This window comes from Ramlibacter sp., assembly GCF_035548915.1.
Taxonomy (GTDB): Bacteria; Pseudomonadota; Gammaproteobacteria; order Burkholderiales; family Burkholderiaceae_C; genus Ramlibacter.
Genome location: NZ_DASZSE010000028.1, coordinates 178,069 through 202,038 on the forward strand (window position 1 = coordinate 178,069; position 23,970 = coordinate 202,038).

The following is a 23,970-nucleotide window of genomic DNA, read 5'->3' on the forward strand; positions in this document are numbered from 1 at the left end:
AGTCATTGCGCGCGTGCTTCCGCCACGTCCACCGGCGCACCAGCGGATGGCGCGTCCGTTCTCGGCTGGGGCTTCATCTGGAACAGCAGGTTCATGAGGACGGCGGTGATCGAGCCCATCGCGAGGCCGTTGCCGAGGATCACTTGCGCGTTCGGCGGGAACTTCGAATAGAGGCCCGGCACGAGGATCGGCAGCAGCCCCATCACGAGGCCGGCGGCCAGCGTGAACATGTGGCCGCGATCGCGCAGGTCGACTTGGCGCAGCATGTCGATGCCCATCGTGCCGATGATCGCGAACACGACCATCGCGGTGCCTCCGACGACCGGCGCGGGGATCGCCGCGCCGAGCCGCCCGAGCGGCGCCGCGAGCGCGACGAGCACGAGGATCGCGCCCGCGGTGGCCGTGACGTAGCGCGAACGCACGCCGGTGGCGCGCACGATGCCGATGTTCTCGCCGCTCGTGATGATCATCGAGGTGCCCAGCACGCCGCCGAGAAGCGACATGAGCGCATCGCCGCGGATCGTCTTCGGCACGTCTTCGCGCATCACGATGTCCCTCCCGGCGATCTCGGCCACCGCGACCGTCTGGCCGGTCGCCTCCACCATCGAGATCACGCTGAAGATGAGAAGAGGCACGGCCGCGAAGATGTCGAAGTTGGGCATGCCGAACGGCAGCAGCGTGGGCAGGCTCACGAGGGGGCCCTGCGCGACGTTCGCGAAGCTCATCATGCCGAGGGCGGCCGCGACGACGGTGCCGGCCACGAGTCCGAGCAGCACGGAGAGTTGCCCGAGCATGCCCTTGAACGCGCGCGCGAAGACGATCGTGAAGCCGACGGTCGCCAAGGCGAGGAAGATGTTGACGGGCGCCGCGAAGTCGGCCGCGCCGGGCTTGCCGACGATGATGCCGCCATACACCTTCACGAGGTTCACCGACACGAGCAGCAGCAGCGTGCCGATCACGATGCGCGGAAAGAACTTCATGCAGCGCGCAAAGACGGGCAGGATCAGGAAATAGAAGAGCGCCGTGAGGATCACCGCGCCGCTCGCCGTCGCAAGGTCGCGCTGCTGCGCGAGCGTGACGAACATGACGATGGGCGCGCCGCCCGGCACCATGACGAAGGGCAAGCGCGCGCCGAACCCGAGCGGCCCGAAGGCCTGCAGGATGGAGCCGAGGCCGCACACCAGGAAGGTGGCGCTGATCAGGTTGATCGTGAGGTCGGCGGGCAGCCCGAGCGCCTTGCTCACGAGGAACACCGACGTGATCGGCACGGCCGCCATCGCCAGCACGTGCTGCAGCCCGAACGCGAGCAGTTGCCCCCAGGGCAGCCGCTCGTCGACGGGTAACGGGAAATCTCGAGTCGCCATCGCGCACCTTTCCAGTAAACGAAAAGAAAGAAAGCCGCCCTGCCCAAATCGATTTGGGAGCCGACCCGGAAAAAGCGCCTCGAGGCGCTGCTACACTGGCCGGGAAGGCCCAAATCGTTTTGGGAGAATAGTTGGGGCCACCGGGGCTGTCAAGGTCATTCGGGTAATCACCGAGGAGGCGGGCAATTTGGCGAGCAGCAAGGCGAGCGCGGCAGCGCACGTGACCATCAAGGACGTTGCGAAGGCGGCGGGCGTTTCGCCCACCACGGTGTCGCACGCGCTCAACGACCGCGGCCAGGTGGACCCGCTCACGCGCGAGCGCGTGAAGGAGACCGCGCGCCGGCTCGGCTACCGGCCGAACCGTCATGCGCAGCGTCTGCGCACGGGCGAGGCGCACATGATCGCGCTGATATCGTCGATGCCCTTCGGCGTCGCGGGCGGGCCGTCGCGCCTCGGCTTCCTGATGGAGATCGCGGCGGTGGCCGCTTCGGCGGCGCTCACCCGGGGCCTCGCTCTCGTGCTGGTGCCGCCGGTGGAATCCGGAAGCCTGCGGCTCGACATGCTCGACGTGGACGCGGGGCTCGTCGTCGAGCCGTCGGCCAAGGACGCGAGTGTCGAGCATTTCCGCAAGCGCGGATTGCCGGTGGTCACGATCGGGCGGCAGCCCGGCGTGCGGCAACCCGCGCCCTACGTGGACCTGCGCTCGGCGGAGACGACGGACCTGATGCTCGATCATCTGTGGGTGCGCGGTGCGAGACGCATCGCCCTCGTGATCGGCGACGAGCAGCGCAATTCTCACGTCGAGTCCGAGGCGGCCTATGCCGCGTTCGCGAGGCGCAGGCGCATGCGAAGCGAAGTCGTGCGCGTGGTGGAAGGCCAGGGCGAGGAAGGCGGCTACCAGGCGGCTCGGGCGCTGCTCGCGCGGCGGCCGGAACTCGATGCGCTGTGCGTGCCGGTGGACGCCTTCGCAAGCGGCGCGGCGCGCGCGGTGACAGAAAGCGGCCGCCGCATTCCGGGTGACGTGATGCTCATCACGCGCTACGACGGGCTGCGCGCGCGCACCTGCCAGCCGCCGCTCACCGCCGTCAACATGCATCTCGACGAGACCGCGCAGACCGCCGTCGAGCTGCTCTTCGATCATCTGCGCGGCAGCACGAGCGACCGGATGCGCCCCGGGGCGGCGCCGCAACTCGTGGAACGCGAATCGACGACGCGCCTATGATCGGCGGAATGACGTACACGCTCGATTCGTTCGCACGGGCCTGCCGCGACATTCTCTCGAAGGCCGACGATCCGCAAGGGCGCGAGCAGGTCGCGGCGCTGCTGCGCGATGCCTTGAAGGATCCACAGTTCGTCGCCGCGCAATTCAGCGATGCGCCGCCCGAACGCCGGCTGCTCTACGAAGACCCCGAGCTCGGCTTTTGCATCCTCGCGCACGAGTACCGCGGCGAGAAGTCGAGCAGCCCGCACGACCACGCGCACTCCTGGGCCATCTATGGACAGGCGGCGGGGGAAACGCGGATGACCGACTACTCGCTGGTCGAACCCGCGACGCCCGAGCGGCCGGGGCAGGTGCGCGCGGTGCGGACCTACGCGCTCGCACCGGGCGATGCGCACGTCTACAACGAGGGCGATCTGCACGCGCCGAGCCGCACCGGCCCGACGCGCCTCATCCGCATCGAAGGCACGAACATGGACCGGGTGGTGCGCGCGAAGTACGAATGCGTCGGCTGAGCGGCGCTCGCGCGCCTCACTTGTAGAAGGCCTCGACCCGCCCCTTCAGCTTCAGCATGAACGGCTGGCCCTTGCGGTCGACGGTCTTGCCGGCGGGCACGCGAATCCAGCCTTCGCTGATGCAGTACTCCTCCACGTCATGCCGTTCCCGGCCGTTGAAGCGGATGCCGATCTCGTGCTCGAAGATCGCCGCGACGTGATGCGGGCTGCGCGGATCGACACTCAGGTGATCGGGGAGTTCGGGGCGGGGTGCGGGGTCGGTCATTGGGGGATTGTCTCTCGTGCGTGCGCTACATTCGTGCCATGAAGAGTGCCATGAAGAGTGCCATGAAGAGTGAGAAATCGCCGAGTCCACTGAACAGGTCCGGCGCGAAGCCGTGACCTCGGCGGCTCCCCTCTCCTTCGCACTGTCCCGCCGCGACGTCGAGCGCTTGCGCAGCCACGCGGCCGACGCCGACGCGGCCGGCACGCTGCATCCCTCGCAGCGGGCGCTCATTCACCACCGCGGCTGGCTGAAGATGCTCGCTCCGCGCGAAGCGAGCGGCAGGCAGTTGCCGCTGCCCGAGGCCGTGCGGCTGGAAGAGGCCATCGCGCACGCCGACGGCAGCTGCGGCTGGGTCGTGACGCTCTGCGCCGGCGCGGGCTGGTTCGCAGGCTTCCTGCCGCCGGTGCTGGCCAAGGAGGTGATTTGCACGAAGCGCGTGTGCCTCGCCGGCAGCGGCGCCCCGGCCGGCATCGCGCGGCGCGCGCGCGATGGGTGGCGCATCACGGGCCGCTGGGACCATGCCAGTGGCGCGCCCCTGGCCACGCACTTCACGTTCAACGCCGTGCTGCAGGAAGGCGACGAGCCGCTCACGGATGAACAGGGCCGCCCACGCATTCGTGCGTTCATCGCGCCCTCCAGCCAGGTGCGGGTCGTCGAGTCGTGGCATGCCATCGGGCTGCGGGCCACCGCATCGCATTCCTTTCGCATCGACGAAGCGTGGCTGCCTCTGGACCATGCGTTCGATATCGATGCGGCGAAGGCCACTGCCCAGGGGCCGCTCTACCGATTCCCGTTTCTCACGCTGGCGTACGTCACGCTCGCGGCCAATCTGTGCGGCATGGCACGGCACTTTCTGGAACTGGCTGGGCCGATCGTTGCGCATCGGCGCCACGGCAGCACGGGCACGTTCGGCGACTTGCCGAAGGTGCGCGCTCTGCTGGAGCGGATCGAGGGCGATCTCGGGTCGACGCGCGAGCGCTTCCTTGCAACGCTCGACGCGGCGTGGGCGCATGTGGAAGCGGATGCAACGCTGCCCGACCGCGAGAGCAGCGCGCTCGACGCGGCCTCGCTCGATCTCGTTGCCGCATCACGCTCGGTGGTCGATGGCCTCTATCCCTGGTGCGGACTGCGGGCCGCCGACGCCCGCACCGACGTCAATCGCGTGTGGCGTGACTATCACACGGCGACGCAGCATGCGCTACTGGTAGACGCCAGAGTGCCTTGAACACGCGCCCGCCGACTTGACGCGCCACCCCAAGTCAAGTCGCGGCGCCACGGCTGCGCATTGCCTCATCGTAGGCGGCATTGATCTCCTTGGCGCGGCGCTCAGCGATCGCCTTGAACTCTTCCCCAAGATGGGAAACCTTATCGGGGTGATACTTGCTCACTTGAATCCGGTACGCCTGCCGGATGTTGTCGACGGACGCGTTCGGCGGGATGGCGAGCACCTCCCACCAGCTGCGCGGTGCATCGCCTTCGGGTTTCGCGCTGTCGTGCTCGCCTCTTCCATCATCCGCCCCCGAGTTCGCCCGTCCCCGTGAAGGCTTGCGACTTGCCGGGCGGTCCAGGAAGTGACTGACCGCGAGATACCCCATGACCCCGAAGAACAAGATGGCGAATATCTCGATGGATGTCATATCAGCTGTTCTCGCACTCGCCTCAGGGAACTGTCTTCAACGGACCCAGGCTCGACTGCCTCGAGCTGGATATCGATTCGTCGAGCCAGTTCGTCACGCGCTTCGCTCCAGCGACCGGGAGCCGCAAGCCGCCGGGCGAGGGTGATGAAGTGGGACTCGATGGCGAGCGAGAGTGAAACCCGCCGAACCAGATTCGCGGCGACAGGCGGGCATAGAAGCATCTCGAATGTGAGGTTCGCGCAGAATCTCTGCGAAAGCCCGAGTCGGCTCCTGGCCAGCCACAAAACGGTGATGCTTGCGAATACCGAGAGATACGCGCACCCAATCGCCAGCACAACCACAAACGTAGCCTGGTGAGTCAGGAGAGCCAGTGGCAGCGCGACGAGCACGAGCAAGAAGCTAAAGCCGCTGATCAGGGACAGCGGCTTCAGCCTCGATGCATCGAGTTCAGGCTGCCAGAGCCCGTCGTCGTTTTCGCGTCCGTCCCAGTTCAATGCGAAGACCGGCGTCGCGGGAGGCATCTGGGACGGGAAGAACAGGTGGCGCCCTGCGAGCGTGAACCGCGCGGTGGGAAATGCGACCGACCACGTGCCGCCCGGCAAGCGCACCAGAAACGCCGCGGCAGGCCCCGTGAGGACCACAGCATCGTGGATGTAGAGCGCAAGAAGCAGAATGGCCAGAAGCCATGCTTCAGACAGGATCATTCTTCTTGCGACCGAATAATCCCCGCAGACCCGCCACTGCCGCGACGGCGACACCTGCAATCAGTTTCCAGCCGGCCGCCAGCAGACCGCCCAGCACGGCCCAGAGGCCCTTCTTCGTGGCAACGGCAGCGGCGCCACCAACGATCAGTGCGCCTAGGCCGTAGGCCGCGACCTTGTCGCCTTCCTTCCATTCCGAGTACCGTTCACCGGGAACATACTCGACGTGACGAAGGGTCTGCTTGAATTCCGCGACGTCATTGGAAAAGGTCGCGGGCTCGGTCACCAACGTCGCCGTCGTATAGCCGCTGCGGCCAAGCAGCTTCGTCGTGTAGTTGACGACCTGCTGGCCCGATCCGTCGTGCAACAGCGTCGCCCACTCGAGGCGCTTGTTCTCCCGGTCATATCGCGGCGCGAGTTCCCAGCCATCCAGCGTCAACGCCGGAAGGCCGCGCTGCTTGCGCTCCTCGGCGGCTCGCGCGTTTCCATCCTTCAGGACCTTCATCAGTTCCGGGGCATCGATCTCTTCGTCATCCTTCACGAGCCCCTCGGGGAGGAAATCCAGGACCGCCCACCATCCAAGATCGGTTCGTCCCAGAACATAGGAATTCGCGCGGGGAAGATTTCCCGTGAGCGTCATGAATCGATTCGTGCCGTCGGGGTCCAGAAACCGCATCCCGGTGAGGTCCACCGTGGCTTTCCCGGCGATGTTTCCCGCTGTGGGCGCCGTAACCCATGGAAGGGCACGCAACTGCGCAGCGGCATCCTGCTGCGACTGCGGCATCTGCGCCCAGCACATCGCCGCAGCGCCGAGGGTGACAGCTGCGAAAACCAGGCGAAGAACGTTCGCCAGATGCGCTGCGACGGGTACGCGCAAGTACATAGCATTCCTCCTTGATCACCGCGCCTCGAGATAGTCGCAAGCCACCTGCGCGAGCGCGCGCAGCCCGAGCAGCAACCCCGTCTCGTCGACGAAGAACTTCGGCGAATGATTCGCAGGCGCCTCCTTGGCCACCGCGACCGTTGGCGGTGTGACGCCGACGAAGAAGAAGAACCCCGGCACCACCCGCTGGAAGTACGAGAAGTCTTCCGCCCCCGTGAGCTTGTCCACGAGGATCGCCTTGTCCGCACCCGCAACGCGTTCGAGCGTCGGCACCATCCTCGCGGTGAGCGCGGGATCGTTGATCGTCACCGGATAGCCCTTGTGCAGGCACACCTCGCAGCCGGCGCGCGCCCCGCGCGCGATCGCCTCGGCGAGGTTCTTCACCTGTTCGTGCATCTGGTCGCGCATGCCTTCGTCGAACGCGCGGATCGTGCCGCGCATCTGCACTTCGTCGGGGATGATGTTCTCCCGCACGCCGCCCTTGATCGCACCGACCGTCACGACCGCGGGCTCCTTCGTGATGTCGAGGCTGCGCGACACGATGGTCTGCAGCCCCAGCACGATCTGCGCCGAAGTCACGATCGGATCGATTCCGCGCCAGGGCTCCGCGCCGTGCGTCTGCCGGCCTTGCACGGTGATGCGAAAGCGGTCGGAACTCGCCATCGCCGGCCCGGGCCGATACGCGAGCGTGCCGGTGTGCCACTTCGAGCTCACGTGCAGCCCGAAGATCGCATTCGGCACCGGGTTTTCGAGCGCGCCTTCGGCGATCATCATCTTCGCGCCGCCATCCTCGCCTTCGGGCGGCATTTCCTCGGCGGGCTGGAAGATGAATTTCACCGTGCCCCGAAGCTGCGCCCGCAGGCCCGCGAGGATTTCGGCCACCCCCATCAGGATCGCGACGTGGCAATCGTGCCCGCACGCGTGCATCACGCCGACTTCTTCTCCGTTCCACTGCGTGCGCACCTTCGATGCGAAGGGCACGTCGACTTGCTCCGTCACCGGAAGTGCATCCATGTCGGCCCGCAGTGCCACCACCGGGCCCGCCAATGCGCCCTTCAGCACGCCCACCACGCCCGTGTGCGCGACGCCTGTGCGGATGTCGTCGAGTCCGAGGGCGCGCAGGTGCTCGGCCACCAGCGCGGCGGTGCGCGCCTCGCGGTTTCCCAGTTCCGGATTCGCATGGATGTCGCGCCGCCAGGCGAGCATCCGCGGCTCGAGCGCGCGCGCCGCTTCGTCGATCAAGGTGGCGATGGAACTTGGGTGGACGGCCTGGTCGGGCATGGATGACTCCTCGCGCCTGCGGGTGGCCCGCCCATTAGAGCATCGGCCGCGAGGCGGCAATACCGGGCATCCCATTACCGGCAATGGATGAGAACCTTCGAAGTGACGGCGTGGCCCAGGAGCCATTGCGCAGGGCGGAGCGCGGACGTCAGGCTAGATCGGGTTGGATCGCAGATACGCCATCGCGGCGTTGAACCGCGACGTCGCCACGGCGCGCAGCCGATCCGCCTCGTCGGCCTGCTCCTGCGTGGGACGCGGCCCCCCGGCATGCAGATGCACGGCCCACGCCACGGCCAGGGCCGATTCGGCATGGCACGCCTGCTCGCAAACCTGCCACCATTGCCGGTGCAGGGGTTCGAAGGCCGCGGCCACGCGGCGTCCTTCATCGGTCCAGGCGAAGCAGTCTTCCATGAGACTCATTGGACGCCTGGAGGGCCGCGGCGCGCCGTGACCGGAGTCAAGGCCGCGCGGGCCGCGCGCCGCGGGCGCGCGAAAGGTTGTCGAAGGTCAAGTCTTCACGCCGCTTCCCATCGCCCGGGCATGCGCGATCCGGCCGTAGCCTCCGGCGCGCAGGCCGTTCACGCCCCGGGGGTCGTAGCGCGCGAGCAGTTCGTCATCGCCGCGGTCCTCCAGCAGCTCGAAGCCCACGCTCGCCAGGTCCCGCGCCAGCGTCTGCGGTGCGAACCCGGAGAGAAACGGCTCGCCGATCGCCGTGACCTCTTTCTGCATCCTCGCGAACTGCCCGCCGGCCCGCGGGTCGCTCTCGAACACGCGCTGGTCCGCATACGTGAACACGAGTTCGCTGCCGGGCGCCGAACAGCGCGCCATGCCCGCGAGCGCCGCGAAATTCGCCTCACGCGTGAGATAGACCGTGACGCCCAGCCACGAAAACAATGTGGCCCGGCCGAACTCGAAGCCTGAGCGCCCGAGCGCGTCGGCGAGGCTTTCGCTCGACAAGTCGGCGGTCGTGAAAGTCACGGCATCGGACACCGCGGCGCCGCAGGCCGCGATGCGTTCGAGCTTGAACGACTGGGTCGCGCGATGGTCGACCTCGAAGATGCGCAAGTCCTGCCCCTCGGCCGGGCGGCGCAGCGAGTAGCTGTCGAAGCCCGCGCCCACGAGCACGTACTGCCGCACGCCGCGCGCGACGGCTTCGTGCAACCGGTCCTCGGCATAGCGCGAGCGCGTGATCACGTTCGCATAGGCCGGGTTGTGGCGCGCCCACAGGTGGATCAGCTCGTCGACCGAGGCGCCAGGCGGCGGCGGGGGCCGGGAGTCGGCGCGTACGGCCTGCGCGATGCGCTCGCGCACATGAGAGGGAACCAGCCGGTCGCCCCAGTCGTCGGTGAAGATGCGGTGCGGGTCGCACCGCGTGTGGCTCGCGCGCATGAGCGACGTGGCGATCGCCGTGCGGCTGGGCATGGAGTCCTGCATCCGGCCGATCATCGCACCATCGGCACGCGGCACGCAGGCGACCGGCCAGCCCGCCATGGCGGCGGTTCGTCGCGGCCGGCTGCAGTTCATCGCAACGCGCTCGCGGCGCCCGGATCGGCCGCCTACAGTGCGTGCATCGACCACGAGAGACTTCAACCGATCCGGAGCAACCCGCCATGTATGTCGCCGCACCGCAACCGCTTCTCACCCCTCAGCTTCGCGGCTTCACCGCGGCGGTCGCCGCGGCGGCCGTGGCGACCGCCTGGCTCGCTTCCGGCTGGGCGAGCCACGAGGCCGTGCGAAGCGCTTCGGCCAGTTTCACGCAGGCACGCCACGTCACGCTGCCGATGGTGGAAATCGTGGCCCGGCGTGGCGCCGCGCCGAAGAAGGGTTGAAGTCCAAGCGCCGAGGCGTGCGTCGGCCGCAATCGCTGAGCCTGTGGGCGCGGTCCGTCGCGCTTTCGGGCCGCCGGCCGTAGTGGGAAGGCTTCGCGAGAGCGCATTGTGTGAGGCAACGATGCAAAAGGGCACTCCATGCGAAGCGAATCCAGCGTGCGAAGCAAGCGAAGCGAATCCAACGGCCACTCGATCAGCATCGCCAACCCGTACGGCGTGCCGGTGGCGTACGAGAACGTTCCGGACAGCGAGTTCGGCGACGCGCTGCGCCGCTTTTACAACCGCGCGATGGAGCATCCCAACACGGTGATCGTGCTCGACGGCGTCACGCAGACGCGCAATTCGTTCATCGAGTTCGTGCGCGAGTTCAATCACTGCGCCGGTCGCGCCGCCGCCTGAGGCTGCGATCGGCGCCCTTGTCGGCATCCCGCTTCTCATCCGCTTCTACACAAAGACTTACAGCCGCGCACGCGCTCTCGGGTCGCCCGCTACAGTGGGCCGCTTGTCCCGTTGTCCACAAGGAAAGACCCATGAGCGCCCGCCGAAGAACCGTCACCCTCTGCGGTGAGCCGCTGCACGGCCTGCAGCACATCTGTGCATTCTTCGACTCGCGCGAAGAGCAGTACGACATCCTCAACCCGTATTTCCAGGAAGGCCTCGACACGGGCGACGAGGTGGTGACCATCGTCGAGTCGAGCTACCACGGCGAGCACATGCGGCGCATGACCGAGGGCGGCGTGGCCGTGGCGCGCGGCATGGGGTCGGGCCAGCTGAAGGTGCTCTCTTCGGAGGAAACGTACATCCAGGACAGCGTGTTCGTCGTCGAACGCATGTACGCGATGCTCGAGCAGGTGCTCGAGAACGCCCTCGCGGGCCCCTACAAATCGGTACGCACGATGGGCGACATGGAGTGGGCGCTGAAGAACCTCCCGGGCACGGACGAGCTGATGGTCTACGAAGCGCGCGTGAACCAGCTCACGCCGCATCACGACTGCACGCTGCTGTGCGCCTACGACGTGAGCCGCTTCAGCGGCCGCACGATCGCGGACGTGCTCGCCACGCATTCGCACGTGATCATCAACGGCCGCGTGCACGAGAACCCGTATTTCGTCGACCCGGTGGTCTACCTGCACAAGCTCGCGCTTCGCAAGGGCGTCGAATCTCCCGCGCGCCACGCGCATTGAACCGCTGCGAACCGGTGTGAGCCGGTGTGAGCCGGTGTGAACCGCTCCCGCGCCCGGCGGGCGCGCGCCGCCGCCCGTCCGGTGGCGAGGCCGGCCGCTCGTCTATGATGCCGAGCGAGCAAAGGGACTTCGCGCATCCGCAGCCAGGCCGTGAACGCCAATGACAGACAACCCGATCCGTCCGGCGGCCCGAGCGGCCACGCCGGGTCGTGCGCGCGGCTGCTCCACTGGATCGGCCGCGCGGCGGGCTTTCGCGCCACGGGCTACGAAGCCGATGCCTTGGCCTGCGGCCCCGCGATCCTGAACGCCTATTTCGAATACGAACAGGGCCGCCCGCTTCCCCGCGCGAACCCGCGCACTTTCACCGAGAAGCTCTACTGCCGCATGCTCGACATGCACGAGCAAGGCTGCGCCACCTACACACGCCTTTCGGACAAGCTCCAGGTGCAGGAATACGTCGCCGATCGCATCGGCGAGCGCTACCTCACGCCCGTGCTCTGGTCGGGCGACGATCCACTCGCGGTCCCCTGGGACCGCCTGCCGCGCGAATGCCTTCTGAAGTGCAACGAGGGCTCGGGCAAGGGCGCGCTCCTGCTCGGCCCCGAGGACCGCGCCGCGGCCGGGGAGCGCGCGGCGCAGTGGCTCGCCGAGTCCTACTACTGGCGGCGGCGCGAATACCAGTACTGGCCCGTGCGCCGGCGGCTGCTCGTGGAAGAACGCCTCGCGGACGGCCACCCCGACGGGCCGATCGACTACATCTTCTTCTGCTTCGACGGCGTGCCGCGCCTCGTGCAGATCGGAAGCCGCTCGCACACGATCCACCGCTTCTTCACGCCCGGCTGGGAGCCCGTGCGGCTCACCTATCGCGAACGCTACGAAGCCCCGGAGATGCCGCGGCCCGGGCGTCTCGAAGAGATGCTCGACATCGCCGCGCGCCTGTCCGCGCCGTTCGATTTCGTGCGGGTCGACCTCTACTGCTGCACGCAGGGCGTGCGCTTCGGCGAGCTCACGTTCACGCCGTGCGCAGGCCGGCTCACGTTCGACCCGCCCGAGTGGGACGCGCTGCTGGGCGACTGGTGGCACTACTCGGGATTGCCCCGTGGCTGAGACGCTCCGCCCGGCCGTGCTGCTCGGCGCCCCCTGGGAAGTGATCCCCGGTCACGCGCACGGATTGCGCGGGCCGGTGCTGCGCGGCTCCGTGCGGTGGCCCGCGAAGGCGAAGTTCGACACGGGCCGCATCGCCGACACGGTCGTGCGCGCGTTGCGCCTGTCGCGCGAGGAGGTGGATCGGTGCCTGTCGGGCGGCTTTCGCATCGATGCGTTTCTCGCCATCCTGAGGCTGCTCGAGATGAGCGCGCAAACCCCGGTGATCCAGGCCGGCATGCAGCTCGGCCCGGCGGCCGTGCGCAACGGCTGGCAGTTCCACATCGTCGCGATCCCGAGCTACCAGACGAACGTGACCATCGCGCTCACGGAATGCCTCGCGAGCGCCATCAACAGCGCTCAGGGCGGCCTGCCCCCCGAGCAGCAGCAGGCGCTGGATGCGGCCATGCCCGCCCGGCTGAAGCAGGCCCATGAGGACCTGAAGAACCAGGCCAAGGTGTTCGGCGCCAACACCGTGCGCATCGCCCGCGCGTGCGCCGAACTGGGCCTGCCGGCGAAGTGGCTGCCCGGCGGGTTCCTTCAGGCCGGCACCGGCCACTGCGGGCGCATGTTCCTCAGCACGATGACCGAGCAGACGCCGGTGATCTCGACCTATCTCGCGCGCTCGAAATCCCTCACGGTGCAGATACTCGGCGAGCAGGGCCTGCCGGTGCCCCGGCACAGGCTCGTCGCCTCCGAGGACGAGGCCGCGCAGGTGGCCGATGCGCTCGGCTACCCCGTCGTCGTGAAGCCGGACGACCGCGACCAGGGCGAGGGCGTGCATGCGGGGCTGCGCACGGCGCAGCAGGTGCGGCAGTGCTATCGGCTCGCGGCCGCGCTGTCGCGCAAGGTGCTCGTGGAAACGCACGTGGAAGGCGAAGACCACCGCATCACGGTCGACAACGGCCGGGTCGTGAAGGCGATCCGGCGCGTGCCGGGCGGCGTGCTCGGCGACGGACAGCGCAGCGTGAAGGAACTCGTGGACGGGATCGCCGCGTCCAGACGGCTCGCCGCCAACGTCGTCACGCTGGACGGCGAGGCGATCGAACTGCTCGCCGAGCGCGCAATGACGCCCGAAAGCGTGCCGGCCGAAGGCGAGTTCGTCGCGCTCAGGCGGCGCGCGAACATGTCCACCGGCGGCACCGCCCAGGACGTCATGCACCTGCTCCACCCCGACAACGCCCGGCTCGCGGTGCGCGCGGCGCGCGCGCTGCGCCTGGACCTCGCGGGCATCGACTTCCTCATCCCCGACATCTCCGTGTCGTGGCTCGACTGCAAGTCCGCGATCTGCGAAGTGAACGCCCAGCCGCAGATCAGCACCGAATTCGCCCCGGAGGTCTACCGCGACCTGCTGCGCCGCATGGTCCCCGCGCCGGGGCGCATGCGCACGGTGCTGCTGATCGAGGTGGCGGGCCACCGTGACGGCGACGCGGCCGTTGCCGAGATCGCCGCCCGGCTCGCGCGCTCGGGCGAGCGGGTGCTCGCGGTGCGCAGCGACGGCTGCCGGCTCGGCGACGAGCGTTACGCGCCGCCGGCCGCCGACCCGCACCGCGCGGCCTCGGGCGCCGAGGCTGAACGCGAAGCCACCGCCGTGGTGGCCGCGTTCACGCCCGGGCCGCTGCTCAAACAAGGGCTGCCGTGGCTGTACCTGGACGAGGTCCACGTGCTGCGTGGGCCCGGGCCGTTCGATGTGGCGTCGCTCGCCGCGTGCCTCGACATGCTCGCGCCGCACGTCGAGGGTTCAGTGGTGCTCGATGCGCAGACGACCCGGCAGCTGCGGCCGATGGGCGTTCTGAGCCGGCTCGAGTCTCGCCTCGCGCCCGCACGGGATGCAGGAGAGACAGCGATCGCACGGGCAGTCCCCTGAAATGGCCGCCGCGCTCGCAGCGCTCACTTGCTACTTCAATCCGTTTCACGGGAATCGGCGGCTTCGCAACTACCGGGTTTTTCGCCGCCTGCTCGGCGTGCCGCTCGTGACCGTCGAATGGTCGCGCGACGGCCGGTTCGATCTCTCGCCCGAGGATGCCGATCTCATGATCCGCGTGGAAGGCGGCGACCTGATGTGGCAGAAAGAGCGCCTGCTCAATCTCGGGCTCGCGCGCATGCGCCGCGAGCAGTTCGCTCCGTGCGTGGCCGTCCTCGATGCGGACACGGTGTTCGCCGAGGACGCCTGGGCCGAGCGCGTGGTGGAGGCGCTCGACTCCTGCGCCGTGGTGCAGTGCTACTCGCGGCTCGACTACCTGCCCGAGGTGCCGCTGGAAGGCTGCTCGCGATCGGCGCTCGCGGCGGTCGCGGCCGAAAGGTCGCTGCCCTCGCGGGCCTTCGCGCTCTGGGAAGGCCGGCCGTTGTTCTCGATGGATTCCGACCTCGCACAACTCATGGCCGTCGGGATGCTGCCGCCTTTCTCCGGCAATCCGGGCATGGCCACGGCCTTCCGCCTGGATGCGCTGCCGCATTTCGAACACTACGAGAACAACATCGTGGGCGGAGGCGACACCGTGCTCACGGCCGCCTGCTCGGGCGAACTGGACGCGCTCTTCCGGTACCGCAACTTCTCCCTGCCGCACCAGGCGGACATGCTTGCGTGGACGAAGCGCTCACTGCCCGCGCCCGCCGGACTCGGCTGGGCGGCCAACCGCATCCTGCATCTGTGGCACGGCTTGCTCGAGGATCGGCAGTACGGCAAGCGCATGGACATCCTCGCCTCGCGCGGCTACGACCCGCGACGCCACCTCGACCGCAGCGGGGTCGCGCTGCGCTTTCGCGAGGGATGCGGCGATCTGCGGGCGGCCGTCGCCGACTACCTCGCCTCGCGCCACGACGCCTGAAGCCGGTCGAGCCGCAGGCGGTGGCGCGCGTCGGTGGCGCGCCAGCTCGCGCCCAGCACCGCCGCGGTTGCGCCAAGCCCGGTCGCGCCCGCGATCAGGAACAGCACGAAGATCTGGTACTTCGCCGCGTCCGAAGGCGGCATGCCGGCGAGGATCTGGCCCGTCATCATGCCCGGCAGCGTGATGATGCCCGCGGCGGACATCTGATTCACGAGCGGGATGATGCCGCTTTTCAGCGCCGCGCGCCGGATCCCCGCGAGCGCCTCATGGCGGCTCGCGCCGAGGGCGAGCCGCGCCTCGATCGAGCGCCGCTCGCGCGCGATCGCCGTGTTGAATGCATCGAGGCTCACGCTGATGCCGCTCATCGCGTTGCCGAGGATGATGCCGAACATCGGCACCGAGAACTGCGGCGCGAACCACGGATCGGGATGCAGCAGCGCGACCGCGAGGCCCGTCACGGGAACCGTCGCGATCACGATGGTGCCCGCGCCGAGCGAGTAGCCCCAGTGGCCGGCGAAGCGCAGTTGCTGGCGGGAGCGGGTTTCCCACGCGGCGCTCGCGAGCATGGCGCCCAGCACCGCGGCCACGAGCCAGGGCGAGCCGAGCTCGAAGACCGTCCCAAGCACCAGGCCGACGAGAAGGAGCTGCACGACCATCCGCGCGCCCGCGATCACGAGCGAGCGAGCGATGCCCAGGCCGAGCCAGAGCGACAGCGCGCCGTTCAGCAGCACGAGCATGCCGACGATCGCGAGGCTCGCCGCGGAGACGGTTTGCTCATGCATCGCGCTGCATGCCGTCGTTGCCGGGCTCTTTGCGCGGGTCGCCGCGGATGGCCCGGCCGTCGTGCGGATTCATCTCGCGAAGCTGCCCGCGATCCATCTCGAAGCGCCGATGCGCGAGCCGCTTGGCCAGGTCGGCGTCGTGCGTGACGAGAAGGACGGACGCGCCCTGCCCCATGCGCTCGCGCAGGAGCGCTTCGACCTGTTCGCGCGTTTCGAGGTCGAGGCCGGACGTGGGCTCGTCCAGCAGGAGCACGCGATTCGCGGGTGTGAGTGCGCGCAGCAGTGCCGCGCGCTGGCGCTCACCGGTCGAAAGGCGCGACACCGGCCACTGCGCGGCCTCCGAGGGGAGACCCACGCGCGCGAGCAATGCCTGAAGGCCGTCGCCGGCGACGAAGTGGTCCTCCACACGGTCGGCCCACCATCCCGAATCCGCCGCGACGTAGGTCACCTGCTGTCGCCAGCGCGGCGCGGGCATGGCCGAACAGGCGACGCCATCGAGCGAGGCATCGCCCGTGTGCGGGTCGAGATCGGCGATGGTTCGCAGCAGCACGCTCTTGCCCGAGCCCGAACGGCCTTCGATTGCGACGCATTCGCTGTCCTCGACGCGCAGATCGACAGGACCGACTTCGAGGTGCCGCAGGCCGTTCAGTTGGAGCATGGCCCGCATGGTAGCGTTCGGCGGGCGGCGCCGCGCGAGCGTGCCCGCTCGCGGGTACGGCGATGGGCTCGCCGTCAGGCGCGGTCCGGCAGCAGCTGCGGCCAGCGCCTCGGCGGGCGATGGGCCGCGCGCGCGATCCGCAACAGCTTCCTGAAGTTGAGCGACAGGAACTTCGACAGCGCGGCCGCGTGCGCGGACTGCAAGGCACGCGGCACCTTCTGCAGCGACACCGTGAGCGGCGAAGGCTGCGTCCCGCGGCTTGCACGCATCGCGCGCAACGCGAGCGCGAGCAGCGTTCGCAATGGATAGCGCGCGACCTCGGCCGGCCGGCTTGCAAGGCTTTGTTGCAGTCGCGTGACGATCTCGGGCGTGGCGCCCGCGCGACGCCGCAGTTCGACGACGAGCGTGCCCGACTGCGTGCTGGCGCTCACGGTGCCGTCCGCACTCACGGCCAGCGGGATGATCGGAATGTGTGCCATGTCCTCTATTGACTCCGAACGCGCACAAGGTTCCCACGCGCCGCCGAACGGCAGCCACGCCAGCGGCGAAAGCAGCATCCTCCGGGGATGAGGCACACAACCTCATCGCGCAGGCAACGCACGAACACTTCATCGGCCTCGAAGACTGAACTCCCAGGCCTTGCGCAAAGTCAGCCGAATGTCGCCCGATGCCGCGACCTCAGCTCGCGCTTCAGCAGCTTGCCGCTCGGATTCTTCGGCAGCGCCTCCACGAAGAGGACGGCCTTGGGCACCTTGAAGTGCGCGATGCGGGCACTGCAGTGGTCCATCACGTCGGCTTCGGTGAGCCGCTGCCCCTCTTTCACGACGACGACCGCGACCACCGCCTCCACCCACTTCGGATGCGGCACGCCGATCACCGCCACCTCGCTCACCCCGGGCAGTGCATAGATCGTCTCTTCGACTTCGCGGCTCGCGACATTTTCGCCGCCGGTCTTGATCATGTCCTTCTTGCGGTCGACGACGGTGATGAAGCCTTCGTCGTCGATGGTGGCGAGGTCGCCCGAGTGGAACCAGCCGCCCGCGAAAGCCGCGCGCGTCTTCTCCTCGTCATGGAAGTAGCCGAGCATGAGATGCGGGCTGCGATGCACGATCTCGCCCACCTCGCCCGGCCGCACGTCGTTCATGTCGTCGTCGACCACGCGCGTCTCGACGTTGAGCACCGCACGCCCGCACGAGCCGGGCTTGCGCAACTGATCCTCCGGGCCGAGCAGGGTCGCGAGCGGCGCGATCTCGGTTTGCCCGTACAGGTTCCAGAAACTCACATCGGGCAGCCGTCGCTTCAACTCGCGCAGCACCTCCACCGGCATGATGGATGCGCCGTAGTAGCCCTTGCGCAGCGACGAGAGATCGGTCTTGTCGAAAAGAGCCGAGCGCAGCAGTGCGATCCACACCGTGGGCGGGGCGAAGAAGCTCGTGATGCGATGCCGCTCGATCAGGGGCAGCAGGTTGTCCGGCGTGGGCCGGGCCGTCACGATGCTCGTCGCGCCGACGTAGATCGCGGGGCCGAGGAAGACGTCGAGCTGCGCGCAGTGGTAAAGCGGCAGCGCATGCAGCATGACGTCGCCCGTGGCGATGCCCGCATCCACCGCGCAGCTCGCGTACTGCGAGATCACCGCGTCGTGCGTGAGCATCGCGCCCTTGGGGCTGGACTCGGTGCCGCTCGTATAGACGATCTGCGCGAGATCGGTGCTCGATAGCGCCGCGGCGCCCGCGGTGCCCCGCGCGCTCGCGAGTTCGCCGAACGGGATCATGTCCTGCACCGGGTGCGAGAGCTCCTCCGAGGGCAGCCAGACGAACTGTTTCACCGGGGTGTCCATGGCCGCCGCCTGCCGCGCGGTGTCCGCGAGGCCGGAATCGGTCGCTAGCATCTGCGCCTCGGAGTGCCGCAGGATGAACGCAACCTCCTCGGGCTTCAGCATGAAGTTGATCGGCACCAGCACCGCCCCGATGCGCGCCAGCGCGAAGCGCAGCGCGGCGAACGCGTGCGAATTGCGCGCGAGCACCGCCACGCGGCTGCCGTGGCCCACGCCGTGCTGAGCGAGGCCCGCGGCGACGTGGTCCACGACGGCGTCGAAGCGCGCGAAGCTCCAGCGCGTATCGACGCCGCACAGAAGCCCGGGCTTGTCGGGGTAGCGCCTGGCCGTGCGATGCAGCAAGTCGGCGATCGTCTGGCGCCGAGCCGATGAGATCATGGTCGTCTCCTCGAATGCCGGATTTCAACCCGAAAGCCTACCAAAGCGGCCCACCGATGACCAACCCCGAACTGCGCTATCCTCGACGGCCGCACGGCGAAGGAGACCCCGCGATGCTCGGACGTCGAACGTTTCTCGAGGCACTTGGCTTCGCCCTCGCGGCGCCGACGGCCCGCGCGCAATCCCGGGTGCCGTCCTCCGCACAGGCCTCCGCGCAGGCCCTCGCACCGTCGGGCGAGACCGTGCGGCTGCGCGGCACCATCGAAGCCCTCCTGGGCGATCGGCTGAGCCTTCGCGGACGCGACGGCCGGCGTATCGAGCTCACGCTCGCGCGCGACCTGACGGTGACCGAGGTCTATCCCGTGTCGTTCGAGACGGTGCAGTCGGGCAGCTTCGTCGGCGTCGGCGCGATGCCGCAGCCCGACGGGACGCTGCGCGCCATCGCGGTGACGGTGTTTCCCGAATCGATGCGCGGCACGAACGAGGGGCATCGCCCCTTCAGCTTCCTGCCGCAGAGCACGATGACCAACGCGACCGTCGCGGGCCTTGCGAGTGCGCCCGAGGGACGCCGCATGCAGCTGCGCTACGGCGACGGCGAGAAGACCGTCGTCGTGCCCGCGGAGGCGCCCGTGGTGAGCTTGCGGCCGGCCACGCGCGAGCTGCTCACGGTCGGCGCGCAGGTATCGCTCACCGCGCAGGCGATCGAGGGCGTGCCGACCGTCACGCGCATCACCGCCGGCCGCAACGGCTTCGCGCCTCCGTACTGAACGACGATGAACATCGACATCCGCAAGGGCGAGGCGCGCGACGCCGCGGTCATCAGCGCATTCAACACCGCGATGGCTTTCGAGACCGAGGGCAAGCGGCTCGATGCCGGGCGCGCGCGCGACGGCGTGCTGCGGCTCATCGGGGAACCCTCCCTTGGCTTCTATCTCGTCGCCGAGCGCGCGGGCGAAGTGGTCGCGTGCCTCATGGTGACGAGCGAATGGAGCGACTGGCGAAACGCGCAGTTCTGGTGGATCCAGAGCGTGTACGTGAAGCCCGAGGCGCGCCGGCAGGGCGTATTCCGCGCGCTCTACGAATCGCTGAAGGCCATGGCCTTCGGCGACCCGGGCGTGTGCGGATTGCGCCTTTACGTCGAACGGGAGAACGCCGCGGCGCAGGCGACCTACCGCGCGCTCGGCATGCAGGAGCAGCGCTACTTCGTCTTCGAGGAACTCAGGCCGGGCGTCAACTGGTTCGCAGTTCCATGAACACGGCACTCGCGCGATAGGCGGCGTGCGCCGACGTGTCCTGGTAGCCGCTCATGCTGTTGCCGGCATACGGATCGATCTCGACAAACCCGACCGAGCGATAGAGGCGGTGCGCCGCCTGCAGGGCACGCAGGCTTTCGAGCCGCACCGTGCGATAGCCGAGCGCGCGCGCATCCTCCAGCAGCCGGTTCACGACGAGGCGCCCCGCACCGGCACCGCGCGCCTGCGGGCGCACGTACATCCGCTGCACTTCGCCCACGCCGGGCGAAAGCTGCTTCAGGCAGCCGATGCCCACGAATTGGCCGTCCGAGCGCACGAGGTAGAAGCGGCCGGTGGGCGGATAGAACTTCGCCGGGTCGTCGATGTCGGAGCGGACCATGGCATCGATGTCGAACTCGAGACCGTATTCCGATTTCGCGAGGTGACCCACCCACCGCAGGTACTCGGCCACGAGCGCTTCGGCGGCGGCGCGGTGCTCCGCCGTTTCGACGGCGAGAAGGCTGGCATGCGTCATCGGGTTTGCTTCCGTGCCGATTGCCGCCGCGCGGCACCGAACGCATCGAGCGGCGCTTTCTCCTCAATGTTTGGGATGCCGAGCCGCACGCTCCGTACTACAAGAGCGTCTGGGAAGCATGGGTGCTTCGGAGGGCTGTGCATGGTCGGATCCAGCATCGTCGACGTTGCCATCGGCCTGGCGCTCGTCTATTTCATTCTCGCGCTCGTCTGTTCCTCGATCAGCGAATTCGTCGCCCAGCTGCTCGGACTCAGGGCGAGGTACCTTCGGGCGGGGTTGCAAACACTGCTTGGCGCAAGGCTCGACGAATTCTATGAGCATCCTCACATCAGCAGCCTGGGCAAGATCGCGCCCACGGGGTGGTGGGGGCGGATCGCCGCCGCGCTGAAGCCCACGGCGGGCGCGAGCTTGCACCCCTCCTACGTGCCCTCCCGGGCGTTTTCGCTCGCGTTGCTGGACACGGTCGCGCCCGCCGGAGAACCGGTTCAGGGCGCGGCAGCCGCCAGGCCGGTGCTCACATTCGACGAAGTGCGCGCCGCGATCGCCGCGCTGCCGATTCCCGAGGCGGAGCTGCGCCGCGCACTCCTCGTGTGCTTCGACGCCGCGAACTACGACCTCGATCAGGCGCGCCGCAACGTGGAGCAGTGGTTCGACAACTCGATGGAACGCGTGTCGGGCTGGTACAAGCGCAGGATCCAATGGATTCTGCTCGGGCTGGGCCTGCTCGCGACCCTCATCCTGAATGTGGACACGGCGCAAATCGCGGCCGCGCTCTGGAAATCGCCGCAGCTTCGCAGCGCGCTCGTTGCCTCGGCCCAGGGCAGCGCGCGCAATCTCTACACGCTCGACAAGACGCGGTGCGATCCGAAGTCGGAGGATTGCACAAAGCATCTCGCGGAGGTCGAGGCAAGACTCGTCAGCATCGATGCGCAACTGAAGCTGCTGCAATCGGAGGGCCTCCCGATCGGCTGGAACACCTGCCCCTCGCTGCGCCCGGCGCCGGCAACCCAGACGGTCACGGCCAAGCCGGCCCATGAAGCGCCTCCCACCGCCGGCCTTCTTTCCGCGGCGATGGCGGCTCCACTCTCGCAGGCGCCGGCAGCGGCGCTCGTGACCTCGGACTGTTCGCGCGGCGGCAGCGACTGGATCGAGTTGCGCCAGGGCTTCTGGCTGCAGACCGGAGAGCCGCCGTACGTCGCGAAGTTCCTGGGCCTGCTCATCACGGCGCTGGCGGTGTCCTTTGGCGCACCCTTCTGGTTCGACCTGATCAACAAGTTCCTGAACCTGCGCGGTTCGGGCGACAAGCCCGCCAAGTAGCGCATCGCATGGCGTCATCCGCCGCTTCCCTGGTCGCTGTCGCGACGGCGCTCGCCGCTTCGGTGGCGCTCGCCCAGTCCCCCGAGCGCGAACGGCCGACGAGGGGCTATCTGATGACGTCGTCCTGTGCTCTGGTGGAGCCCGCGAGCGGGCACTGCGTGAGCGCAGGCGGCGGCTCGGCGCTGCCCGAAGCCTGCACCGTATCGCAGGTGCCCGATCTGGTTCGCAGCACCTACGCGGAGGCGGGACGCCAGCTCGCGAAGGAAGGACTGGCAATCGGGCCCATGCCTGCGCAACAGTCTCCAGGGCAGGAAGACATCGTCGCGGCGCAATCCTATGAGCCGGGCACTGCCCTGTGGCGCGGCACGCAGGTGCGCGTGTATACGGTGCGGCGCGATCCTCCGGCCCCGAATGGAAACTCCGGCGGCGAGAAGCCTCACTCCGGCGACGAGAAAGGCGAGCCGGAGCGTGCGATCGATCGGACCCCGGCTTGTCCCGGCGCGACATCGACACCGACATCGACATCGACGACGACAGTCCCCGATCTGAGCAACACGATGACCTTGTCGGAGGCGAGAACGCGCCTGATCCAGGCTGGACTGCGCGCGGTGCAGCTCGGCGGCGGTGGCGATGCCTGGCGCTTCGCGGGCATGGGGCCGGCCGGCCGCACGGTGGTTCCGCGCGACAGCACCGTCTACATCGTGGGAACGCCGCCGGCGGGCACTGCCACTGCCTCGTCGGCGGCGGCACCCGCAAGCACGCCCGAATCGCCCCGGTGCGCATCGTGCGTCGCGCCGCCGGGCTCGATCCAGTTCGTATCGATCGATTCGCAGACGACTGCTGCCGCACCCTCTTCGATTCCCGCGCCGGCCGCGCTCATCGGCGGACTGGCCGCCGGCGCCCTGGCCGCTTCGATGATCCGCATCGGCCGCCGGCCGACGCCGCCCGCGCAGGAGGAACCGGAGCTCGCGCCCGTGGAAGCGCCAGCGGTTCACGCCACCTTGGCCATCCAGGTCCGTGCGCGGCACGCGGCCTGGGAACTGAGCGCACGGGCGGGACCCGATGGGGATGAGCGGTGACGGGCGCCGCGACTGTGGCCAGTCTCTTTCCGTTCGACCGGATTGCACCGGGGCGCCTCGCTTCGATCGAGTCCGAGTCCATCGGCCGCATCAAGGACGAGCTGCGCCGGATGGCACCGGGCGTGCCGTGGCCGAAGGTCGCCCGTTCGATCCAGGATCAGTTGCCCGCGGCATTCAACTCGGGCCTGCGGGAAATCATCGAGGATGCCTGCGCTGGAATCTTCGTTGCGCGAAGCGATGCATTGCAGATCGAAGGCGTCCAGCGACCGGGCCTGGACGTGCTCGCGGCCGGCCAATTCGTCGGGACGCTCGAGCTGCGTGTGTCTCTCACGCTGTCGCTCGGCCGCGTCCGCATCGAGGCGACCGATTCGCTCGACCGGTGCCTGCATGTCGACGGTCCGGCGTTGTTCTCGGGCGAAATCAGCTGCGACGGCGTGGCTCTGCTTGCCGTGAGCGAACGCTCCTTCGCCGCTCCGAGGGCGCTCCTCCTGCGCGGGACGCAGGCGCCTGCGAAACCGCTGCCGGGCGAGGACAGCGCCTCGGCGCCGGATCGGCCCGGCGCCGAGCCGCCCGTGCCCGGCTGAACGATGCTCAGCTCTTGCCGAAGCGCTTCTTCACGTCGGCGATGCACTTGTCCTTGTCGCCGCCCTTCATGGCGTCGCAGCGCTCCTTGGCGGCCGCGTACTGCGCGTCGTTCGTGTCTTCCTTCGCGTCCTTCGCCTTGTTCATGGCGGCCTTCGAATCGGCCCCCTTCTCGGCGGCGGCCTTCTCGGCCTTCGCCTCGCCCTTGGCGGCCGTGTGCTTCGCCTTGGCGTCTTTCTTGCACACGTCCCGATCGTTGCCCTTCATGTCCTCGCACTTCTGCTTGGCCACGTCGTATTCGGCGTCGGCCTTCGCCTTGGCGACCTTGGCATCGTTGGCCGGGCTCGGCTTGTACTGGGCTTCCAGCTCGGCCTTGGCGACCTTCTCCTTGCCTTTCGCTTCCGCCTTGCAGATGTCCTTGGCGTTGCCGTTCTGGCTGTCGCAGGCTTTCTTGTCGGCCTTGTAGGCCGCGCTGACTTTGTCCTTCTCGGCCTTGTATTCGGCCTTGCCCATCGCGGCGAGCGCCGACGTGCCCGTGAAGGCGAATGCCGCCGCGACGGCGAGCGAGATCATGTGCAGTTTCATGGCGGGTACCTTTCGTTGAAATGGGGGTACATGATCAACGCGCGAGCCCCAGGCTGAGCCGTAGGAATGCGAAGCACGGCTTCGTCAGCCGGCGCCGACAGCGCGCGTGCGAATCCGGTGCATCATGCGGCGTTCCCTC

28 protein-coding genes are annotated in these 23,970 nt (G+C 68.6%); 14 read left to right on the top strand and 14 right to left on the bottom strand.

Going from position 1 to position 23,970, the window contains the following annotated elements:
* Positions 1 to 2: 2 nt before the first annotated feature.
* Complete coding sequence (locus tag VHA82_RS09535; protein ID WP_325542873.1) at positions 3 to 1,364, bottom strand: uracil-xanthine permease family protein; 1,362 nt, start codon at positions 1,362 to 1,364, stop codon at positions 3 to 5.
* 187 nt (positions 1,365 to 1,551) lie between these two features.
* On the opposite strand from VHA82_RS09535, the gene VHA82_RS09540 reads away from it, so the two are divergent.
* Positions 1,552 to 2,586: a LacI family DNA-binding transcriptional regulator gene (locus VHA82_RS09540; RefSeq protein ID WP_325542876.1), complete on the top strand. Its 1,035-nt coding sequence runs from the start codon at positions 1,552 to 1,554 to the stop codon at positions 2,584 to 2,586.
* A gap of 8 nt (positions 2,587 to 2,594) precedes the next feature.
* The gene (locus VHA82_RS09545; protein ID WP_325542878.1) at positions 2,595 to 3,098 is read left to right on the top strand and encodes a hypothetical protein; all 504 of its coding nucleotides are present in this window, start codon (positions 2,595 to 2,597) and stop codon (positions 3,096 to 3,098) included.
* Between the two features lie 16 nt (positions 3,099 to 3,114).
* Here VHA82_RS09545 and VHA82_RS09550 read toward each other — a convergent pair whose 3' ends face one another.
* The gene (locus VHA82_RS09550; protein WP_325542880.1) at positions 3,115 to 3,363 is read right to left on the bottom strand and encodes a DUF3297 family protein; all 249 of its coding nucleotides are present in this window, start codon (positions 3,361 to 3,363) and stop codon (positions 3,115 to 3,117) included.
* A 112-nt stretch (positions 3,364 to 3,475) separates the two neighbouring features.
* Here VHA82_RS09550 and VHA82_RS09555 point away from each other — a divergent pair, with 112 nt between their 5' ends.
* Positions 3,476 to 4,588, top strand: coding sequence for an acyl-CoA dehydrogenase (locus VHA82_RS09555; protein ID WP_325542882.1), 1,113 nt, complete (start codon positions 3,476 to 3,478; stop codon positions 4,586 to 4,588).
* A 34-nt stretch (positions 4,589 to 4,622) separates the two neighbouring features.
* Here the strand turns inward: VHA82_RS09555 and VHA82_RS09560 are convergent, their stop codons facing one another.
* The 6 genes from VHA82_RS09560 to VHA82_RS09585 form a co-directional block, all read right to left on the bottom strand.
* On the bottom strand, positions 4,623 to 5,000 hold the full coding sequence (locus VHA82_RS09560) for a J domain-containing protein (protein WP_325542884.1): 378 nt from the start codon (positions 4,998 to 5,000) through the stop codon (positions 4,623 to 4,625).
* Positions 4,997 to 5,704: a hypothetical protein gene (locus VHA82_RS09565; protein ID WP_325542886.1), complete on the bottom strand. Its 708-nt coding sequence runs from the start codon at positions 5,702 to 5,704 to the stop codon at positions 4,997 to 4,999. Before VHA82_RS09565 ends, VHA82_RS09560 begins: the two co-directional genes overlap by 4 nt.
* The gene (locus VHA82_RS09570; RefSeq protein WP_325542888.1) at positions 5,691 to 6,584 is read right to left on the bottom strand and encodes a DUF2167 domain-containing protein; all 894 of its coding nucleotides are present in this window, start codon (positions 6,582 to 6,584) and stop codon (positions 5,691 to 5,693) included. The genes VHA82_RS09565 and VHA82_RS09570 overlap by 14 nt, the downstream gene beginning before the upstream one ends.
* Before the next feature lie 15 nt (positions 6,585 to 6,599).
* On the bottom strand, positions 6,600 to 7,865 hold the full coding sequence (locus VHA82_RS09575; RefSeq protein WP_325542890.1) for an amidohydrolase: 1,266 nt from the start codon (positions 7,863 to 7,865) through the stop codon (positions 6,600 to 6,602).
* 153 nt (positions 7,866 to 8,018) lie between these two features.
* Positions 8,019 to 8,285, bottom strand: a complete 267-nt coding sequence (locus VHA82_RS09580) for a hypothetical protein (protein ID WP_325542892.1) — start codon at positions 8,283 to 8,285, stop codon at positions 8,019 to 8,021.
* A gap of 87 nt (positions 8,286 to 8,372) precedes the next feature.
* On the bottom strand, positions 8,373 to 9,356 hold the full coding sequence (locus VHA82_RS09585; RefSeq protein ID WP_325542895.1) for an SAM-dependent methyltransferase: 984 nt from the start codon (positions 9,354 to 9,356) through the stop codon (positions 8,373 to 8,375).
* A 119-nt stretch (positions 9,357 to 9,475) separates the two neighbouring features.
* Here VHA82_RS09585 and VHA82_RS09590 point away from each other — a divergent pair, with 119 nt between their 5' ends.
* From VHA82_RS09590 to VHA82_RS09615, 6 genes are all read left to right on the top strand, one after another.
* Complete coding sequence (locus tag VHA82_RS09590; RefSeq protein ID WP_325542897.1) at positions 9,476 to 9,694, top strand: hypothetical protein; 219 nt, start codon at positions 9,476 to 9,478, stop codon at positions 9,692 to 9,694.
* 138 nt (positions 9,695 to 9,832) lie between these two features.
* The gene (locus tag VHA82_RS09595; protein ID WP_325542899.1) at positions 9,833 to 10,093 is read left to right on the top strand and encodes a hypothetical protein; all 261 of its coding nucleotides are present in this window, start codon (positions 9,833 to 9,835) and stop codon (positions 10,091 to 10,093) included.
* A gap of 131 nt (positions 10,094 to 10,224) precedes the next feature.
* A complete protein-coding gene (locus VHA82_RS09600; protein WP_325542901.1) occupies positions 10,225 to 10,878 on the top strand; it encodes an MEDS domain-containing protein in 654 nt (217 codons plus the stop codon).
* Positions 10,879 to 11,028: 150 nt separating this feature from the next.
* The gene (locus VHA82_RS09605; RefSeq protein WP_325542902.1) at positions 11,029 to 11,985 is read left to right on the top strand and encodes an ATP-grasp fold amidoligase family protein; all 957 of its coding nucleotides are present in this window, start codon (positions 11,029 to 11,031) and stop codon (positions 11,983 to 11,985) included.
* Positions 11,978 to 13,888: an acetate--CoA ligase family protein gene (locus VHA82_RS09610; protein ID WP_325542904.1), complete on the top strand. Its 1,911-nt coding sequence runs from the start codon at positions 11,978 to 11,980 to the stop codon at positions 13,886 to 13,888. Before VHA82_RS09605 ends, VHA82_RS09610 begins: the two co-directional genes overlap by 8 nt.
* 1 nt (position 13,889) lies before the next feature.
* Positions 13,890 to 14,849 carry a hypothetical protein gene (locus VHA82_RS09615; protein WP_325542906.1) on the top strand — a complete coding sequence of 320 codons (960 nt, stop codon included), beginning with the start codon at positions 13,890 to 13,892 and terminating at the stop codon, positions 14,847 to 14,849.
* Here VHA82_RS09615 and VHA82_RS09620 read toward each other — a convergent pair.
* From VHA82_RS09620 to VHA82_RS09635, 4 genes are all read right to left on the bottom strand, one after another.
* Positions 14,822 to 15,631 (bottom strand): ABC transporter permease, encoded by an 810-nt coding sequence (locus VHA82_RS09620; RefSeq protein WP_325542908.1) that lies wholly within the window; start codon positions 15,629 to 15,631, stop codon positions 14,822 to 14,824. The genes VHA82_RS09615 and VHA82_RS09620 overlap by 28 nt on opposite strands.
* Positions 15,624 to 16,289, bottom strand: coding sequence for an ABC transporter ATP-binding protein (locus VHA82_RS09625; RefSeq protein WP_325542910.1), 666 nt, complete (start codon positions 16,287 to 16,289; stop codon positions 15,624 to 15,626). The genes VHA82_RS09620 and VHA82_RS09625 overlap by 8 nt, the downstream gene beginning before the upstream one ends.
* A 74-nt stretch (positions 16,290 to 16,363) precedes the next feature.
* The gene (locus VHA82_RS09630) at positions 16,364 to 16,768 is read right to left on the bottom strand and encodes a hypothetical protein (protein WP_325542912.1); all 405 of its coding nucleotides are present in this window, start codon (positions 16,766 to 16,768) and stop codon (positions 16,364 to 16,366) included.
* A 170-nt stretch (positions 16,769 to 16,938) separates the two neighbouring features.
* Complete coding sequence (locus VHA82_RS09635) at positions 16,939 to 18,501, bottom strand: acyl-CoA synthetase (protein WP_325542914.1); 1,563 nt, start codon at positions 18,499 to 18,501, stop codon at positions 16,939 to 16,941.
* Between the two features lie 56 nt (positions 18,502 to 18,557).
* Here VHA82_RS09635 and VHA82_RS09640 point away from each other — a divergent pair, with 56 nt between their 5' ends.
* Together VHA82_RS09640 and VHA82_RS09645 are read left to right on the top strand one after the other, a co-directional pair.
* Positions 18,558 to 19,268 (top strand): hypothetical protein, encoded by a 711-nt coding sequence (locus VHA82_RS09640; RefSeq protein ID WP_325542916.1) that lies wholly within the window; start codon positions 18,558 to 18,560, stop codon positions 19,266 to 19,268.
* Positions 19,269 to 19,274: 6 nt separating this feature from the next.
* Positions 19,275 to 19,754: an N-acetyltransferase gene (locus VHA82_RS09645; RefSeq protein WP_325542918.1), complete on the top strand. Its 480-nt coding sequence runs from the start codon at positions 19,275 to 19,277 to the stop codon at positions 19,752 to 19,754.
* Here the strand turns inward: VHA82_RS09645 and VHA82_RS09650 are convergent.
* A complete protein-coding gene (locus tag VHA82_RS09650) occupies positions 19,732 to 20,268 on the bottom strand; it encodes a GNAT family N-acetyltransferase (protein ID WP_325542920.1) in 537 nt (178 codons plus the stop codon). The two genes, VHA82_RS09645 and VHA82_RS09650, sit on opposite strands and share 23 nt — an antisense overlap.
* Positions 20,269 to 20,409: 141 nt before the next feature.
* Between VHA82_RS09650 and VHA82_RS09655 the strand changes: the two genes are divergently transcribed.
* Genes VHA82_RS09655 through VHA82_RS09665 form a run of 3 tightly spaced genes read left to right on the top strand, consistent with a single transcriptional unit; the run spans position 20,410 to position 23,248 of the window.
* Complete coding sequence (locus VHA82_RS09655; RefSeq protein WP_325542922.1) at positions 20,410 to 21,585, top strand: hypothetical protein; 1,176 nt, start codon at positions 20,410 to 20,412, stop codon at positions 21,583 to 21,585.
* A gap of 8 nt (positions 21,586 to 21,593) precedes the next feature.
* Positions 21,594 to 22,664, top strand: coding sequence for a PASTA domain-containing protein (locus VHA82_RS09660; RefSeq protein WP_325542924.1), 1,071 nt, complete (start codon positions 21,594 to 21,596; stop codon positions 22,662 to 22,664).
* Positions 22,661 to 23,248, top strand: a complete 588-nt coding sequence (locus VHA82_RS09665; RefSeq protein WP_325542926.1) for a hypothetical protein — start codon at positions 22,661 to 22,663, stop codon at positions 23,246 to 23,248. The genes VHA82_RS09660 and VHA82_RS09665 overlap by 4 nt, the downstream gene beginning before the upstream one ends.
* Before the next feature lie 7 nt (positions 23,249 to 23,255).
* On the opposite strand, the gene VHA82_RS09670 is transcribed toward VHA82_RS09665, so the two are convergent.
* A complete protein-coding gene (locus tag VHA82_RS09670) occupies positions 23,256 to 23,831 on the bottom strand; it encodes a hypothetical protein (protein WP_325542928.1) in 576 nt (191 codons plus the stop codon).
* Positions 23,832 to 23,970: the final 139 nt, after the last annotated feature.

Bases quoted from the DNA above. Each gene is read 5' to 3' on its own strand.
- VHA82_RS09615 (WP_325542906.1), top strand. From the start codon at position 13,890: ATGGCCGCCGCGCTCGCAGCGCTCACTTGCTACTTCAATCCGTTTCAC.
- VHA82_RS09580 (WP_325542892.1), bottom strand. From the start codon at position 8,285: ATGAGTCTCATGGAAGACTGCTTCGCCTGGACCGATGAAGGACGCCGC.
- VHA82_RS09640 (WP_325542916.1), top strand. From the start codon at position 18,558: ATGACCAACCCCGAACTGCGCTATCCTCGACGGCCGCACGGCGAAGGA.
- VHA82_RS09635 (WP_325542914.1), bottom strand. From the start codon at position 18,501: ATGATCTCATCGGCTCGGCGCCAGACGATCGCCGACTTGCTGCATCGC.
- VHA82_RS09570 (WP_325542888.1), bottom strand. From the start codon at position 6,584: ATGTACTTGCGCGTACCCGTCGCAGCGCATCTGGCGAACGTTCTTCGC.
- VHA82_RS09565 (WP_325542886.1), bottom strand. From the start codon at position 5,704: ATGATCCTGTCTGAAGCATGGCTTCTGGCCATTCTGCTTCTTGCGCTC.
- VHA82_RS09595 (WP_325542899.1), top strand. From the start codon at position 9,833: ATGCGAAGCGAATCCAGCGTGCGAAGCAAGCGAAGCGAATCCAACGGC.
- VHA82_RS09655 (WP_325542922.1), top strand. From the start codon at position 20,410: ATGGTCGGATCCAGCATCGTCGACGTTGCCATCGGCCTGGCGCTCGTC.
- VHA82_RS09620 (WP_325542908.1), bottom strand. From the start codon at position 15,631: ATGCATGAGCAAACCGTCTCCGCGGCGAGCCTCGCGATCGTCGGCATG.
- VHA82_RS09670 (WP_325542928.1), bottom strand. From the start codon at position 23,831: ATGAAACTGCACATGATCTCGCTCGCCGTCGCGGCGGCATTCGCCTTC.
- VHA82_RS09590 (WP_325542897.1), top strand. From the start codon at position 9,476: ATGTATGTCGCCGCACCGCAACCGCTTCTCACCCCTCAGCTTCGCGGC.
- VHA82_RS09535 (WP_325542873.1), bottom strand. From the start codon at position 1,364: ATGGCGACTCGAGATTTCCCGTTACCCGTCGACGAGCGGCTGCCCTGG.
- VHA82_RS09660 (WP_325542924.1), top strand. From the start codon at position 21,594: ATGGCGTCATCCGCCGCTTCCCTGGTCGCTGTCGCGACGGCGCTCGCC.
- VHA82_RS09585 (WP_325542895.1), bottom strand. From the start codon at position 9,356: ATGGCGGGCTGGCCGGTCGCCTGCGTGCCGCGTGCCGATGGTGCGATG.
- VHA82_RS09625 (WP_325542910.1), bottom strand. From the start codon at position 16,289: ATGCTCCAACTGAACGGCCTGCGGCACCTCGAAGTCGGTCCTGTCGAT.
- VHA82_RS09650 (WP_325542920.1), bottom strand. From the start codon at position 20,268: ATGACGCATGCCAGCCTTCTCGCCGTCGAAACGGCGGAGCACCGCGCC.
- VHA82_RS09560 (WP_325542884.1), bottom strand. From the start codon at position 5,000: ATGACATCCATCGAGATATTCGCCATCTTGTTCTTCGGGGTCATGGGG.
- VHA82_RS09545 (WP_325542878.1), top strand. From the start codon at position 2,595: ATGACGTACACGCTCGATTCGTTCGCACGGGCCTGCCGCGACATTCTC.
- VHA82_RS09600 (WP_325542901.1), top strand. From the start codon at position 10,225: ATGAGCGCCCGCCGAAGAACCGTCACCCTCTGCGGTGAGCCGCTGCAC.
- VHA82_RS09630 (WP_325542912.1), bottom strand. From the start codon at position 16,768: ATGGCACACATTCCGATCATCCCGCTGGCCGTGAGTGCGGACGGCACC.
- VHA82_RS09575 (WP_325542890.1), bottom strand. From the start codon at position 7,865: ATGCCCGACCAGGCCGTCCACCCAAGTTCCATCGCCACCTTGATCGAC.
- VHA82_RS09550 (WP_325542880.1), bottom strand. From the start codon at position 3,363: ATGACCGACCCCGCACCCCGCCCCGAACTCCCCGATCACCTGAGTGTC.
- VHA82_RS09645 (WP_325542918.1), top strand. From the start codon at position 19,275: ATGAACATCGACATCCGCAAGGGCGAGGCGCGCGACGCCGCGGTCATC.